Origin of the sequence: Blastochloris viridis, from assembly GCF_001402875.1 — a bacterium.
In the GTDB taxonomy this organism is placed as follows: domain Bacteria; phylum Pseudomonadota; class Alphaproteobacteria; order Rhizobiales; family Xanthobacteraceae; genus Blastochloris; species Blastochloris viridis.
On the sequence record NZ_CP012946.1, the window covers coordinates 3367716 to 3382603 of the forward strand.

Consider the following 14888-nt stretch of genomic DNA (forward strand, 5'->3'; position numbering starts at 1 on the left):
TCATTTCGTGATCCCGGAAACCACCTCGCTGAAAAACCCCCGATCAGGAAAGGGATATTTCAGCAACCGAACTACGAAACCCCGGCCGACTCGCCGAGGATTTCGTGTAAGCTATTCGTTTAACGTATTTTTCCGCAAAAAAGCTCCCGTTTTGCGGAAAATGCTCCTGCGGCGCCAGCCCGGCGCGAACATCCAACCGCGAGCGCAGACACAACGCGGCGAACGTGGCCAGGGCAGGGCAATGGCGGGGGACACCGAACCGATCACGGCCATTTCAGCGGCCCTGTCCACGGTCGGAGCGGCCCGCAAAACCGCCCGCGAGAACGTGAAGACGGCCGGGCGTTGGATCAGGCGGCGCTGCGACGAGGCCGCGGCAGCGCCGCTGGCACGGCCTCCCCGGACGGCGAAGCAGCGGTGCGCAGGCGCTCGATCTCAGCCTGCGTCACAGGCGCCTGGACCCGCCCGCGCTTGCCGGCGCCGCGCCGGCGCCCGGTGGACCACCAGCTCGCGACCCCGCCCAGGATCACGCCCAGCACCAGCGTGGCGAACACGATGAGGTAGAGCGGCACCGACCAAGAATAGGCGGCCTCGGCCGGGCTGCCGGCGAAGGGATCGAGGATAAGCGTGACCGGCGCCCGGTTCGCAACTGCCAGAACCACGAGCGCGATGCCAATCGGCAAGCCGACGATAAGAAACACTAGCTTTTTAAGCACCGGAACCTCCCCGCAGCGGCGAAAGCCTCATTCGGCCTGACCCATCATACGGTTTCCGGATGATCGCGCGTGATCCCGGAAACAACCTCGCCGAACCCCCTGATCGGAAAGGGAGCTTCCGGCGACCGGCATACGAACCCCCGGCCCGATCGGGCGGATGTCGTCTCAAGCCTTCTGCCCTCGAACTCCGACTGTCTGTTCGCGGCAGCAACCGATACCGGCAACCGCGAACGTCGCGTTGGAACATCGGCCGAGCGATCTGACCGGATCGACGCTCCAAGCCTTGATTCGCCAAGCCCTGAATCGTCAAGTCTTATCTCAGACCTTATGACGCCGCCGCTCCTCCGCAAGAACGTCTGCGGCAGCTGCGGAAAACGCTCTAGTCGTCGTTCAGCCGGTCGCGCATTTCCTTGCCGGTCTTGAAGAACGGCACGAATTTCTCGCTCACCGGCACATGCTCGCCCGTTCGCGGGTTGCGCCCGACCCGAGCCGGGCGGGACTTCACCGAGAACGCGCCGAACCCACGCAACTCGACCCGGTCGCCGCGCGCCAAGGCTGCGGTCACCTCGTCAAGGATCGCGTTCACGATGGTCTCGACGTCACGCTGATAGAGGTGCGGGTTGGCCTCGGCAATTTTCTGGACGAGTTCGGATTTGATCATCGCGTCCTCCGATACGCCTGAAAGAGCTTAAAGACCAACGCTTACTGACCCACCGGAGGGTGCCAAACCGCCAGAACACCGTCAAGCGCGGTCGAGAGCGCAACGGGGTCTGTACGCAGGTTTTGCGCCAGTTGAGGCCAACCGGCGGCCTCGGCGAGCGCGGCGAGCACCCGGGTGGTAAGCTTGATCTCGTCGGTTGCCGAGCGCGACCCCTTCCAATCGCGCACCGGCAGGGATTTGTCGACGCCGCGCGCCTCGTTCAGCCAAGCGAGCGCGGTGTCCTGGTCGCCGAGCCTGTCGATGAGCTTCAGCTCCAGCGCCTGGGCGCCGGTCCACACCCGGCCGTCCGCGACAGTCCGCAACTCGGCGTCGTCAAGGTCGCGTCTGGCCTTGACCAGGGACTTGAACCAACCGTAGCTGTCGTCGACCACCGACTGCAGCGCTTGGCGCGCCTCGGGCGAGGTCGGCACCAGACCGGACGGCGCCGCCTTGAGCGGAGTGGACTTCACCTCCTCGACCTCGACGCCGACGCTCTTGAGCAGCCCGGTGACGTTCGGGAACTGGACGATGACGCCGATCGAGCCAACCAGGCTGTTGCGGCCAGCGATGATCTCGTCGGCACCGAGCGCGGCGATATAGGCGCCGGACGCCGCCATGCCATCGACCACCGCCACCACCGGCCGCTTCTCCGCCAGTCGACGCAACGCGGTGTGCAGTCCGTCGGAGCCGGTCACCGTGCCGCCGGGGCTGTCGATCGCGAGGATCACCGCCTTGGCGCCGGAGGTGGCGATTTCGTCCAGCATCTTGAGGCGATCGCGGTCGCCACGGATCAGCCCGGAGATCGGCACGCGGGCGATGTGGGCCTGACGCTTCTCGACGAAGCTGGCGCCGTCCAGGCCGACCACCAGCGCACCGACCGCGGCAGCAACGGCGAGGACGGCAGCGATCCGCCACGCCGACAGGGAGCGGCGCAGGCGGCGGCGTTCGATAAGGGTGTCGGCGTCGAAAGACATGTCGGCGTCCTGAAATGACGGCGTTTTCACGCTTGAGCGGACGGAGGCGCAGCGACCGGCCGTGCCCCGAAGGCCGGACCCGGCGCACCGGGCGGTGGCAACTTAGGGATTTTCAGCCGTGAAATCAAAGCGCCTCTGCCACCGCCTCTTGTTCCGGTCGCCCACTACTCGGACCGGGAGCGGTCGGACGGCCGCGCCTGCGACAGGCCGGTCCTGCCGGGGATGATGCGGCATCACGCCCTCGTGCGAAAACAACGTCCGTCCGAACCGAATGTTAACCCTAAAATTTTAACATGGCTCATTGAGGTCACCACCGGTTCCTTCAGCGTGGCCGGCATCATCTTTGGGTGATGGAAGGCAGCGTGGCGTATTTCGCGTTGTAGAGAGCTGAGCATCGATGGCTCTTGTGCCCGAGGCTACCGACGAGAACCAGCTAACGCTGCCGAACGGGTCAGGCCCGTGGCTGGTCGCGTTCGCCGTTCTGTCGAAAGCCCTGAAACGCAATGCCTGGGCGATCATCGCCGCGGGCGTGGCCGGCGGCGTCCTCGCCGGCGGCGTGAAGGCGGTGTACCCGGGCGATTTTACCGCGACGGCGCAACTCCTCATCGATCCGCGCGGTTTGAGGGTTTTCTCCAACGATCTCAACCCGGGCCAGTTCGACGCCAACGCTGCGTTCGGCTTCCTTGAAAGCCAGATGGGCGTCATCACTTCCGAGAGCGTGCTGGCGCGGGTGCTTCGCGAGGAAGCAGCGGCCGCCGGGACCCCGCCGCCGTTGCGGCGGGACGGCAGGGAGGTCGAATTGCGGCCCGGCCAGTCACCGGACGGCGAGCGGCGGGTCGACACCAAGGCGCTGGACGCCTTGCGCCGCTCGGTGACCGTCCACCGCGCCGACCGCAGCTATGTCGTCGACATCACCGCACGGGCGTCGACGCCGCAAGCGGCGGCCCGCCGCGCCAACGACGTCGTCAAGGCCTATATCGACGAGGACGCGGAGAGCCGCGCCGACGCCGCGCGCCGCCTAACCAGCCACCTCACCGCCCGGTTGGAGGCGCTGGGCCAGGCGCTGCGGGAATCCGAGGTCAAGACCCAGGCCTTTCGCCTGAAGAACAACCTGATCGGCACCAGGCAAAGCCTGGTGGTCGAACAGAAGCTGACCGAGGCGATCACCGCGCTCGGCGCGGCGCAGTCGCGGCTGGCGCGGGCTCGCGCTCGCGTCGAGCAGTTGAAGTCCGCCGCGCTGGACACCGGCGCCCTCGGCGTCGATTCCGAATCGCAGCGCCTGCTGCTACTGCGGGACCGCCAGACCGCGGCGCTGGAGGAACTGGCCCGCCTAACCGCGGAACTCGGCGAGCGTCACCCGGCCCTGGTCGGGGCGCGCAACCGCGCCAACGAAATCAGCCGCCGCGTTGCCGCCGAACTGCGCTCCATTCGCGAGTCGGCCGGCGCCGATCTCAGCCGCGCCATCGCCGAACAGGACGGCCTGGCGCGCACCGTCCAAACCCTGTCGGGCGAGGTCGCCCGCGCCCAACAGGCCGAAATCGAGCTCAGGGCCCTCGAACAGCAGGTCGAGGCCAACCGCAAGGTGCTCGAATCGTTCGAGACCCGCTCGCGCGAGGCCGGCGAGTTCGGCCAGATCGACTCCGCCAACCTGCGCGTCGTCTCGATCGCCCGGCCGCCCGAACGCGGCAGCGCGGTGGCCGGCGCGATCCGGTGGGGCCTGTTCGGCGCCGTCATGGGCGTCCTCGCCGCGGTCGCGGTGATCACGTTGACCACGCTGTTCGGCACTGGCCGCTTGATGCGGCTTCTACCCCGCGCCAAGCCGGCCTGAGGCTCAGGTCAGCGCTCGCGCAGGGCAATATGAAACCCGCCTGGTGCCATCAGATCGGCGGTCCCTTTAGGCGAACGTGAACCGCCGCGCCGCACGCGCCGGCAGCGCGATCCGGACCGACCTTTCGCCGACCTGCGCCTCGGCCGGGAGCGTCGTCGTCGCCGGGTGGGCGGCATCGAACCCCCGCACCGACAGCAGGCGTGGGGAGCGGCCGGAGGCGAACGCCACCTCGATCTCGGCCGCCTGCGTTGCCTTGTTGAGCACGACGAGATGGAGCGGGGCACCGGCGGCGCCCGCCGCCGCATAGGCGGTGACGGCCGGCCCGCCCGGCGTCGCCACGCCAAGCGCGCGGCCGCCGAACGGCGCCCCGGTGGCATCGGCGACGCGGAACAGCCGGTAGGCCTCGCCGAGCCAGCCGGCGAGGCTGCCCCAGTGGCAGGCGAAATAGACCCCGGCGGCGCCGAACCGGCCCAGCACGTCGGCGAGGGCGAGGCCGGAGACGAGTTGCCCGGCACCGCCGAAATTGAATTCGGTGACCGAGATCCGGGTGCCGGGATATCGGCGTGCGATCAGCCGCTCCAGGCTCGGCAGCAGCGGCAGCGCCAGTGCTTCGCCATCGCCGACCGGCAGCACGTCGGCCACCCAGCTGTCCTCTCGAAAGCCCGGCTCGGTCAAAGAGCGCGGCGCATCCAGCAATGCTTCGGCCAAATCGGGCTGCTCGGTGCGGAACAGGCTGCCGCGGCGGCTGAACGGATACCAATGGATGTCGAGAACGTCGAGAAGCCGCTGCCCCGCCCGCGCCGAGGCCGCCCGGAAGGTGTCGAGATAGGCGGCGATGAAGCTGCCGTAATGGCGGAACTCATTCCAATCCGGCGCCTGCTGAAAGTCGACCATCTCGGTCGCGCCCCAGCACACCGGGCCGAACACCGCCGCGGCGGGGTCCGCCGCCTTGATCGCCCGCGCCGCGGCGACCGAACGCTCGATGAAGGTGCGGATCGGCATCCGGCCGGTGACGATGCGCGGATGGTTCTCGAACCACAGGCCGGGCTCATTATCGAGCGCATAGGCGTGGATGCCGTCCGGGGTGTCGGCGCCGCCGAAGCGCTGAACCAGCCGGGCGAGCAGTTGGGGGATGTCGGCGACCTTGGGATCGATCGGATCGGCGGCGCCGGCGTGGCCGCGCCAGCGCACCGGCACGAACCGCGCCGACGGCGCCGCCGCCTCGGCCGCGACCGGCCCGCCGAAATCGGCTGCGACGAAGCCGGCCAGCGGCAGCGTGACAAGGCTTTTCGCGCCCATCGCCAGCGAGGCGTGGTGCATCGCCTCGATCACCGCGGCGGGCCGGGTCCGGTGCGGGTCCGGCACCCCGAGCATGTCGAGCAGAAACGCGCCGTTGGCGTGCTGGAAATCCTTGCCGGCGTTGGTGGCGTTGTTAACCCAGTTGTAGGCGGTCATCAGGTTGCCGCCGAGGCGCCGGGCGGTGACGTGTGCGGCCCGATCGAGCTCGGCCGAGCGCGCGCCGCCGTCCGCAGTGCCGATCTCGCTGGAGCCGTAGATCAGCGGGCTGATCAGCCGGCCCGGCGCGGTATCGTCGATGACGATGGGAAAGATACCGGGCAAGGTATCGTCGGAGGCCCCGGCGGGGGTGACCAGTCCCGGCGCGACCAATGCCGAGGCCACGCCGCCGACAATCACGCTGCGGCGTGTCGGCCGCCCTGGCGCTCGCCGACCGCCGCTCATGACACCAGCTTGGTGCCATAGAGCGCCTGGCGGAAGCGCGGCATCCACAACAGCTTGCCGAGCCCGCCGCAGGCGACGGCGACCAGCCGGGCGGCGGCAGCACGCCGGAACGGCAGCACAATCAGGGCGGCGGCAGTGGCACCGCCGAGCTGCACCAGGCCGACCGTCATCCACAACGCGATCGACGGCCATGGTACCGGCCGCAGCATGTGAAAGACGAACACCCGAATCTGGCCGCTGAGGAACTTGCGTCGCCAGACGTAGCCCCAGGTCAGGCGCCGCGGCGGCACCCATTCGAGCACCCCCGCGTTCGCCGCCCAGGCGAACCGCAGGCCGCGCCGCGCCAACCGCTTGAGCAGCAGGCTGTCCTCGCCGCCGACCTCGTTGAGGCCGGCGTCGAACGGCTGCGCCTCCGCGAAACAGCGTTCGCGCTCGAACATCGAGTTGTTGGTGCCGAGATAGGCGGACAAATCGGTGATGTCGCTGGCGTCGGCGCGGTCGATCCGGCGGGAGAAATAGGGCGCGAACGCCCCGATGGCGCCGCCCTCCTCCGCCCTGGCCTCGACCGGCCCGAACACCGCGGCGGCGCCGCTGCGCCGCGCGACCGCGACCAACTGAGCGACCCAGTTGGGCGAGGCTTCCTCGTCGTCGTCGAGGAAGGCGACCCAGCGCCCGCTTGCGGCCCGAACGCCAGCGTTACGGGCGTTGGCAACGCCCGGGTTCGGCTCGCGCAAATAGCGAACCGGCCGGCGTCCCGCCGGCAGCGCCGTCACCACCGCCTGCGCTGAGCCCTCGGCCGAATTGTCGACCACGACAATTTCGATGTGGATGTTCTGCAGTTCAGCTTGCGCCAGCGTGCTGGCGATCGCTCGCTGCAGCGGCTGCGGCCGGTTCAGTGTCGGAACGACAATGGAAACCACGTCCATCCGCGCCGACTCCTGTCACTCGAACGACGGTCGAGTTAAAGATCTATTCACCGACGTCGCCATATTCCGGCCGCGCGTTTCTCTGTGGTAACATAGATCTTCTTTGATGCAAGCCGCCCTCGCAGCGAGGGTGTGCACTTGGCGCCTTGTTTTGGGCGACCAGCGCCCGGCAGATGTGGAGCTTGAGGCCATGAGCGAAATCCCGCTGCCCGCCGCGACGGGCGCACCGGCGGGATTGTGGGCGTTGCCGGGTGGATTTTCGCGCTTCCTCCATAGCCTGCTGACCTACGGCTTTTTGTTCTACACCTTCATCGGCACCAACCCGATCGACTACCGGCCGCTGGCCGAACGCGTCGACGGCAACCCGGCGAGCCGCGTTGTCGTGCTTGTGCTTCTTGCGCTCGCGGTCGTCGTCGCCTGGACCAACCGCAGCGCCCTGGTGCCGTGTCTCAAGGCCAATGTCGGGCTGTTCGCGGTCGTCGGCTTCTGCCTGGCGAGCGTGCTGTGGTCGCCATTTCCCGATCTCGCCCTGCGCCGGGCGGTGTTCCAGATCCTGGTGACGGGGGTGGCGGTCGGCATCGCCGTGGGCGTCACCGACCTGCGGCGGTTCCACACCGCGATCTTCATCGGGATGATGACGGTGGTGGCGTGCAATTTCCTCGCGGTGGCGGCGTGGCCGTCTCTGACCATCGCCGACAATGGCGTGGTCGGCCTCTACGCTCAAAAGAATCCGGCCGGCGCGGTCGCGATGATTGCGGTGGTGTGCGCGACGACCTGGACCATCGGCGCATCCCGGCTGCAATCGACCATGGTCGGCCTCGGCGGAATGGCGCTGTCCGCGCTGTTTTTGGTGCTGACCAACAGCAAGACCTCGATCGGCCTTGCCGCGCTGGCGCTGCTGATCATCGCGGTGTTCGTGCTGGCCGAGAAGGGCGGGCCGCGCTTCGTCCTGGTGGTGGTGTTCGGAGCGCTCCTCGCGCTGGCCGGCCTGCTGACGGTGTTCGCCGCAATTGATTTCGACAACGCCCGCCTGCTGGAAATCCTGTTCGGCGATGCCTCCTTCACCGGTCGCGACGAACTTTGGGCATTCGCGCTGCGATCCTGCCTGGAGCGGCCGTGGCTCGGCCACGGCTATGGCGCATTCTGGGACGTCGGGCTGACCAACGATCCGCTCCGCAGCCTCGAGCCGGGGACGTGGCTCGGCGACGTCGACCCTGGCATCATCAACCAGGCCCACAACGGCTATCTCGACCTGTGGCTTCAGATCGGGCTGCCGGCCACGGTGGTGGCCACGCTGGTCGTGCTCGCGGCGGCGCTGTCGGCGGGCCGGCGCGCGCTGCTCCGCGACCTGGACCGCGGCGCACGGGCCGCGCTCGGCATGCTGGCGGCGCTGCTGTTCCTCCACCTTCTGCACAACTCGACCGAAGCGACGCTGTTCGCCCGCGGCGTCGCGTTCGCCAACCTCGCCATCCTGTGCATTCTCGTGACCGCGCAGGCGCAATTCCTCGCGGACGCAGCGCCGCGCGGCGAACGATCCGGGGCGGAAGGATGACAATGACCTGCGAGCCGGCGCTCGAACTCTCCATCGTGATCTGCACCTTCAAGCGAGAGCGGCTGTTGCGCCGGGCGATCGCCAGCGTGGCGCGACAGGCCTGCCCGGCCGGCGTCGACCTCATCTTGGCCGTCGTCGACAATTCGGACGACGGCGAGGCCGCGGCGGCGGTCGAGGCGATGCGGGAGGCCTGTCCGTTCGAACTGCGCTACGTCGCGGCCCACCCGCCCAACATCTCGGTGGCGCGCAATGCCGGCATCGCCGCGACGACCTCGCCGTTCGTCGCCTTCATCGACGACGACACCGAACTGGCGGAGGGCTGGGTGGAGGCGGTCGTGGGCGCGCTGCGCGAGCACCCTTACGACATCCTGTTCGGTGCCATCGAGCCGGTGTTCGAGGCGCCAAGCCGGGCGCCGTCCTGGACCCATGCAGTGTATTCACGCCGGCTGGCGGCGGCGACCGGTCGCGAACTGTCGGCAATGGGCCGCGGCAAGACCCGCGACGTCGCGCTCTCGACCAGCAATGCCGTGCTGCGCCGCGCCACCACCCTGACCGATGCCGAGCCGTTCGACCGCGCGTTCGGAAACGGCGGCGGCGAAGACTACGACCTGTTCTGCCGCGTGCAACGCCGCGGCTGCCGGTTCGGCTGGGTGCCAGGCGCGCTGGTGCGCGAGGAGGTGCCGGCCGAACGGTGCGACACCGCCTATCTGCGCCGGCGCATGTTTGCCGGCGGCCAGGCGTTCGCCATGGCGATCGCCAAGAACAGCCGCTGGCCGGCGGCGACGCGGTGGTGGCTGCGGGGCAAAGCCGCGGTGCAGGCGCTCTATCTCGCCTCGGTGCTGCCGCTCCGGCTCTGGCGCGGGGGTGAGGCGCTCGACGCCTATTCCTGCGCCTGGGCCGGGGTGCTCGGCAAGCTCGCGTTCGGCGAGATCCACCCGATCTACCGCGCGCCGGCCGCGGCGCGGTCCTGATCGGCGGCGCGCGCGGTGACCTGCGCGAACAGCCGCAGGCGCGCGCTTTCGGGTACCGGGATGGTCGACTGGATCAGGCAGGTGACGTGCTCGGGCCTGAGCGCCGCGACGAACCTCGCCTCGTCGGCGCCGCCGTCGAAGCTGCCGGAATAACGGGAGTGGCACAGCGACCACGCCTCCGGGCAGAGGCCTGAAGCGTCGAGCCCGGCCACCTTGTCGGCATAAACGCCGTAGAGAACGTACTCGGCAAAATGCGGCGTGCGGCTCAGCACCACCCGCCAGTCGCGCCCGGCGACCGCTTCGATGCGGGCGATCATGCCGCGCAGGGTCGACCGGCGCCACACCACGAACGGATCGATATATTCCGCGCCGTAGAAATCGCTCGGCGGCAGTCCGAGCAGCCGCCCGGCGGCGACGTGCCAGCGACGGTGCGAGGCGAGCGGAACCGGGGCTGGATCGCGATAGATCCGCACGCGGCCGCCATGGACCAGACGGTCGAGGCCGAGCGGGCGGACGACGACGTTGTCGCTGTCGATGTGCGCCACCACCTCGGTGGGCGCCGCGGCCGTCGCCGCGATCTTCATGATCTGCTGCGCGATCCAGCCGCGCACCGGCAGGCCGAACGGCGTGACGTAGAAATTGCGGTGCGACAGCCCGAGCAGCCGCCGCCAGCGGGCGCTGGGCATCGGAACTTTGCGCAGCCAGCGCGGCAGCAGGCTCTCCTGGGTGGCGATGGTCCGCCGTGGCGAGGACAGGCTTGCGAACAGCGCGACATCCTGCGCCGGAACGTAGAGCGCGTGGTGGATCGTCGCCGGCACGAAGCGGTCGATGCTGTCGCACAGCATCCGGCACAGTTCGAAATCGCCGCGGAACGAACAGGTGACGATGCTGGCCGACAGCGGCGCGTCATCCGGCGGCGGCGCGGCGGACTCGCTCATCGTGCCCACTCCATCGGTTCAATCGGCGCGAAGGTCGACGTCACCGCGGCCGGACGGTCGAAGCGCTCGGGATATTGCAGGATCTCTGTGACCTCGGTGACGTGCACGGCGAAATCCTCGTCGAGCCGGCAGCGCCGGCCCTCCCGCACCGCCGCCGCCAGCTCGGCAACGCCGCGCATGAAATCCATCGTCGGCTCCCGCCAGCCGCGCCGGAACGGCACCGGCCGCACCAGCGGCAGACGCCGGCCGCGGGATTGGCCCCACCGCCGCTCGATAAAGCGTTCGAGCCGGCCCTGAGCCGGGCGTCGCAGCACCACCGCGCTGCCATAGTCCCACGGCTCGGCGATATCGAGCGTTCCCGCCTCGCCAATGAGGCGCAGACGGTGGTCGTAGGGCGCCACCACCGAATTGGTGAGGCGCGCCACCACGCCGCCGTCGAACGCCAGCGCGCCGACCGAGAAGTCGGGCGCGGGGTCGGCCAGCGGCGGCGCCGTGGCCTTGTCGGCGATCAGCAGCGCCGAGAACGCCGTCACCGTGCGCACCGGCCCGAACATCGCCGCCAGCACGGTGATGGCGTAGCCGGCGTGCTCGAAGGTGCAGCCGGTGGCGAATTCACCGCGGGCCGGCCAAGGCTGGCCGCTGCGGCTCTTCCAGTCGCGGTAATTGGTGCGGTGGATCATGCCGTCGTCAAGCTCGGCATAGGCGAGCACAGCGCGGCCGATGCGGCCGGCGCGGAGCGCAGCCCAGGCGGTCTGGGCGGATTCGCCGAGCACGTTGCAGGGCGCCGCGGCGAGGCGAACGCCGGCCTGCTGCGCCTTCGTTCGCAGCTCCACGGCCTCGCGCACGGTCATGGCGAGCGGCTTTTCCGAATAGACGTGCTTGCCGGCGGCAATGGCCGCTGCGGTGACGGCCTTGTGGCTCTCCGGCGTGGTGAGGTTGACGACGATGGTGCAGGCGCGATCGTCGAGCAGCTCGTCGAGCGAGCGGTAGACCGTATCGCCCCAGCACGCTTGGAAGGCGGTCAGCCGCTGTGGATCGCGGTCGTAGGCGCCGGTGAGGCGAAGGCGCGCACGGTGATGCTCGAGGCAATGGCGATAGGAGTCCGCGACATAGCCGCAGCCGACGATCGCGATCCCTGTGATGTCCGGTGCCGTCACTGCACTCCCCCGCGCATCTGTCACGCCTATGGGCGCCGTCAGCCCCTGGTCCGCATCGACCCGACGAAGGCGGCGAGCCGTGCCTGCCAACCGCGCGTGATCTCGGCCGCGGCAACGCGGCAGAACGGCACGCTCTCGATCAGGTAGCGCCGAAAGAGCCGCTTGGGCTCCGACAGCAGCCGCCACAGCCACTCGAACCCGAACCTGCGCGCGAGGGAGGGCGCGCGGCGCAGCGTGCCGAACCGGAAGCCGATGGCGGCGCCGATGCACATCACGATGGCGCCTCGGAAGCGCTCACGATGGCGGAACGCGAAGATCTCCGATTTCGGCGCCCCGACGCCGAAAAACACATGGGTGGGCCGGCAGCGCGCAACCGCCTGCAGCAGCTCCTCGCTCGCCGCATCGTCCGATTCGAAGCCGAACGGCGGCACGCAGACGCTGACGCTGTCGGCCGGAAAGGCGCGGCTCTCCAGCCACTCGCGCACCGTCTGCGCCAGCGCCTCGTCGCTGGCCACGAACGCCGGCCGATGCCGGGCGGGATCGAGCCGATCCACCACCGCGACGAACAGGTCGGCGCCGGTGATCCGGTGCGGCACGGTGCTGCCGGCGAGAAAGGCGACCCATTGCAGCGGGGCGCCGTCGACGGTGGCACGCCAGGCGAAATCGTAGGCCTGCCGCAGGTCGCGATTGTGCTGCAGCTTGACGATGTGATCGACGTTCGCGGTGACGACCAAGCGGCAGGCGGCATCGGCGCCGTCGTTCGCCAGGATCTCGTCGGTCAACGCGTCAAAGCCGCGGTCGGTGAACTCGACCCCGAGCAAGGACTGCACGCCGCCTGCACCCGGATCGGGTCGCGGCGCGCTGGCCGCCTCCACCACCGGCTCGGCGCCGGCTCCCGCCTCGCCTGCTGAGGCGCCTCTGGCGACAGGCGCTCGAGAACACGTCATGACCCGATGACCTCGACAGCCGCCGTCACGGTGACAGCGGACAGCATCCCGATGCACCCTTGCGTCACCGCCGGCGCCCTTGTGCCGGAACGAAGCTCCGCGAGCGCCGAGCATGTCCAAACACGATGTTTCGCATACCGTTCCCGGTTGATCACGTCGTGATCCCGGAAACAACCTCGCCGAAAACCCTTTGATCCAGATTGGATTTTTCGGCGACCGGAAAAATGACACTCCGGCCCGGTCGGCTGGATTTCGTATCACACGCATGCGTCAAATGACCCGAGCACCAAGGGCATCGTGCTATCAAAACAGCAAAACGACACCGCGGAATGCCATTTTCGATCATCTGTCCCCTCGACGCGATCGTGCGATGTCTCGATAAAGTTATGGTTTATCGCCGCCGTTCCGGGAGCAGCCTTCACTCCGACGCCGCCACCGGCTCTCGCGCCGTCGAACGGGGACGGGCGGCGGGTCTGCGCATAAGATCGACCACTCCGTGGGCCAAACGGCTACGCAATGCGTCCGCCACCAGATCGCCGCCGGCATAATGCACCTCCCGCGGGCGCCAGCGCGTCTTGGAAACGTCGGTGCCGGTCGACAGGTTCACCAGGCGCAGGCGCTGAGCGATCGCCCACTTGATGGCTTCCGCCACCGTGGTGGTCATCACGCTGTAGCGGCCCCACTCCGGCGCGTATCCGGAGAAATAGAGATAGAGTTCGTCACCGAACAGAAAGCCGAGCCGGGTGGCGATCACCGTCTCCGCCACCACCAACTGGAACACCCGAAGCCCGCCGCGGGCGGCAAGCGCGCGGCAATAGTCGTGCAGAAAGGCGCGCGACGTCGGGGTCGCGAACACATTGGCGTGGGCGATGGTCCCCGACCGGTCGGCGCGATGCTGGTGGAGTTCCAGAAAGCGCCCGACGGCGGCATCGACCTCGGCCGGCGCCTCGACCACGCGAAATTCGAAACCGTGTCCATCGCGCGTCAGCGAATTGTAGCACTTGCGCAGCGATTCCTTGATGTTGCGCGGCAGCAAGGCCCGGAAGCCCTCCCAGCTGTCCGGCAGGTCGAGCACGTAATCGACCAGATCGAACGCCCGAGACGACGGAACGGCACGGCCGAGCCAGTCGTCCGCCACCGGCGAGCGCTGCACGCCGCGCCATTGAACCCAGTCCCAGCGCTCGGCGCTGCCGTCGAAGGCCGCCTGCAACGCCGGCATGACCTCAGCCACCCGTTCGGCCACGCAAACCGGCCCGCGCATCTCCGTCACATAGGAATCGGCGCCGAAGAACTGCAGCTCCCGGGTGCGGAACGGGCCGACCGATGGACGCACGGTCAGCATCATCGGCGCGACGGCGACCAGCTTGCCGGCATCGTCGCGGACGGAGTGGATCCGCAGACGATCCTCCGCCTTCAACGACTTGCGGCCGAAATGACGCCACCACGTCACGTTCCACAGCGGCGTTGCGAACGGCGAGCGCGGCGATACCGTCTGGGCAAGATCCTCCCATTCGGGACAGATCCGGGCAAGGCCCGCCGCATCGGTGATGGTTTCGACCTTGAGCACCCTCAGCCCCCCATCACACGCACAAACGCCTTCGCCAGAACAAACTCAAGGGCGCCATGCTCCGCCCGATAGCGCGCCTGGATGCGCCGGTAGCACGCCGCGATGGCATCCTGCTGGCCAGGCCGGTGCATGAGCGAGGGGCCGATGCGATAGTGCAGCGACACCCGGTCCAGCACCAGCGCACCGAATCGCCGGATGGCCCGAGCGTAGAAATCAACGTCCTCGACCAGTTCCAGGTCCGGGTCGAACCCGCCCAGGTCGGCGATGCAGGACCGCCGGATCATGGCGGCGCCGCAAACCAGCGGCGTCGGCCCGAACACCATCGCCGCACCGAGACCCAGCCTGCGGCCGAACCGTGCGAAGCGCCGGGCGCGGCGGGTCGCGTCGGCGAAATACTGGCGTTCGTGCGTCAGGTCGACCGCGCCGAACGGCTCGACGCGGCCGAACACCACGCCGACATCGCGGTGCGCGGCGAACGCCGCCCTGGCCGCCTCATAGTGGCCCTCGGGCACCAGGTCGTCATCGTCGAGAAAATGAACCAGCTCGCCGCGGGCCAGCGGCCAACCCAGATTGCGCACCACCGCGGGCCGCCCGCGCGAGGGCTCTGGGTTCTTGAGATAGCGGATGCCATCGGCGTGGAAGCCGGCTACGACGGCCGAGGCCGATCCGTCCGGACAATCGTCGACGACGACGATCTCGGTCGTCACATTGGCCTGGGACAGCACGCTGCGAAGCGCGGCCTCCAACTCGACCGGTCTGCGGTATGCCGGGATAATGACCGAAACGTCGGGCCTCACGCTCGAGCCTCTGTCTGACGGCACGTTCTGCGGGCGAACGGCGGGTGATATCGGGAAGATCGGAACCGGCGCTTCCTA

General features: G+C 68.8%; 13 protein-coding genes. 3 read left to right on the top strand and 10 right to left on the bottom strand.

Annotated features, from left to right (window positions below):
- Nucleotides 1-347: 347 nt before the first annotated feature.
- The 3 genes from BVIR_RS14680 to sppA form a co-directional block, all read right to left on the bottom strand.
- Nucleotides 348-698 carry a lipopolysaccharide assembly protein LapA domain-containing protein gene (locus BVIR_RS14680; protein WP_055038314.1) on the bottom strand — a complete coding sequence of 117 codons (351 nt, stop codon included), beginning with the start codon at nucleotides 696-698 and terminating at the stop codon, nucleotides 348-350.
- A 394-nt stretch (nucleotides 699-1092) separates the two neighbouring features.
- Complete coding sequence (locus tag BVIR_RS14685; protein WP_055038315.1) at nucleotides 1093-1374, bottom strand: integration host factor subunit beta; 282 nt, start codon at nucleotides 1372-1374, stop codon at nucleotides 1093-1095.
- Nucleotides 1375-1415: 41 nt separating this feature from the next.
- On the bottom strand, nucleotides 1416-2387 hold the full coding sequence (gene sppA, locus BVIR_RS14690; RefSeq protein WP_055038316.1) for a signal peptide peptidase SppA: 972 nt from the start codon (nucleotides 2385-2387) through the stop codon (nucleotides 1416-1418).
- 397 nt (nucleotides 2388-2784) lie between these two features.
- Between sppA and BVIR_RS14695 the strand changes: the two genes are divergently transcribed.
- A complete protein-coding gene (locus BVIR_RS14695) occupies nucleotides 2785-4215 on the top strand; it encodes a GumC family protein (RefSeq protein ID WP_058124848.1) in 1431 nt (476 codons plus the stop codon).
- A 66-nt stretch (nucleotides 4216-4281) separates the two neighbouring features.
- Here the strand turns inward: BVIR_RS14695 and BVIR_RS14700 are convergent, their stop codons facing one another.
- Complete coding sequence (locus BVIR_RS14700) at nucleotides 4282-5910, bottom strand: glycoside hydrolase family 44 protein (protein WP_236823621.1); 1629 nt, start codon at nucleotides 5908-5910, stop codon at nucleotides 4282-4284.
- A 41-nt stretch (nucleotides 5911-5951) separates the two neighbouring features.
- On the bottom strand, nucleotides 5952-6881 hold the full coding sequence (locus BVIR_RS14705) for a glycosyltransferase family 2 protein (protein ID WP_055038319.1): 930 nt from the start codon (nucleotides 6879-6881) through the stop codon (nucleotides 5952-5954).
- A 190-nt stretch (nucleotides 6882-7071) separates the two neighbouring features.
- Between BVIR_RS14705 and BVIR_RS14710 the strand changes: the two genes are divergently transcribed.
- Together BVIR_RS14710 and BVIR_RS14715 are read left to right on the top strand one after the other, a co-directional pair.
- Nucleotides 7072-8433: an O-antigen ligase family protein gene (locus tag BVIR_RS14710; RefSeq protein WP_055038935.1), complete on the top strand. Its 1362-nt coding sequence runs from the start codon at nucleotides 7072-7074 to the stop codon at nucleotides 8431-8433.
- Nucleotides 8430-9404 (top strand): glycosyltransferase family 2 protein, encoded by a 975-nt coding sequence (locus BVIR_RS14715; RefSeq protein ID WP_055038320.1) that lies wholly within the window; start codon nucleotides 8430-8432, stop codon nucleotides 9402-9404. The genes BVIR_RS14710 and BVIR_RS14715 overlap by 4 nt, the downstream gene beginning before the upstream one ends.
- On the opposite strand, the gene BVIR_RS14720 is transcribed toward BVIR_RS14715, so the two are convergent.
- The 5 genes from BVIR_RS14720 to BVIR_RS14740 all read right to left on the bottom strand — a co-directional run bounded on the left by BVIR_RS14720 (nucleotide 9374) and on the right by BVIR_RS14740 (nucleotide 14810).
- A complete protein-coding gene (locus BVIR_RS14720; protein WP_055038321.1) occupies nucleotides 9374-10342 on the bottom strand; it encodes a DUF6492 family protein in 969 nt (322 codons plus the stop codon). The genes BVIR_RS14715 and BVIR_RS14720 overlap by 31 nt on opposite strands.
- Nucleotides 10339-11499, bottom strand: a complete 1161-nt coding sequence (locus tag BVIR_RS14725; RefSeq protein WP_055038322.1) for a Gfo/Idh/MocA family protein — start codon at nucleotides 11497-11499, stop codon at nucleotides 10339-10341. Before BVIR_RS14725 ends, BVIR_RS14720 begins: the two co-directional genes overlap by 4 nt.
- A 38-nt stretch (nucleotides 11500-11537) precedes the next feature.
- A complete protein-coding gene (locus BVIR_RS14730; protein ID WP_169788618.1) occupies nucleotides 11538-12446 on the bottom strand; it encodes a WecB/TagA/CpsF family glycosyltransferase in 909 nt (302 codons plus the stop codon).
- Nucleotides 12447-12864: 418 nt separating this feature from the next.
- Nucleotides 12865-14013 carry a GNAT family N-acetyltransferase gene (locus BVIR_RS14735; RefSeq protein ID WP_055038324.1) on the bottom strand — a complete coding sequence of 383 codons (1149 nt, stop codon included), beginning with the start codon at nucleotides 14011-14013 and terminating at the stop codon, nucleotides 12865-12867.
- A gap of 2 nt (nucleotides 14014-14015) precedes the next feature.
- On the bottom strand, nucleotides 14016-14810 hold the full coding sequence (locus tag BVIR_RS14740; protein WP_055038325.1) for a glycosyltransferase family 2 protein: 795 nt from the start codon (nucleotides 14808-14810) through the stop codon (nucleotides 14016-14018).
- Nucleotides 14811-14888 lie beyond the last annotated feature (78 nt).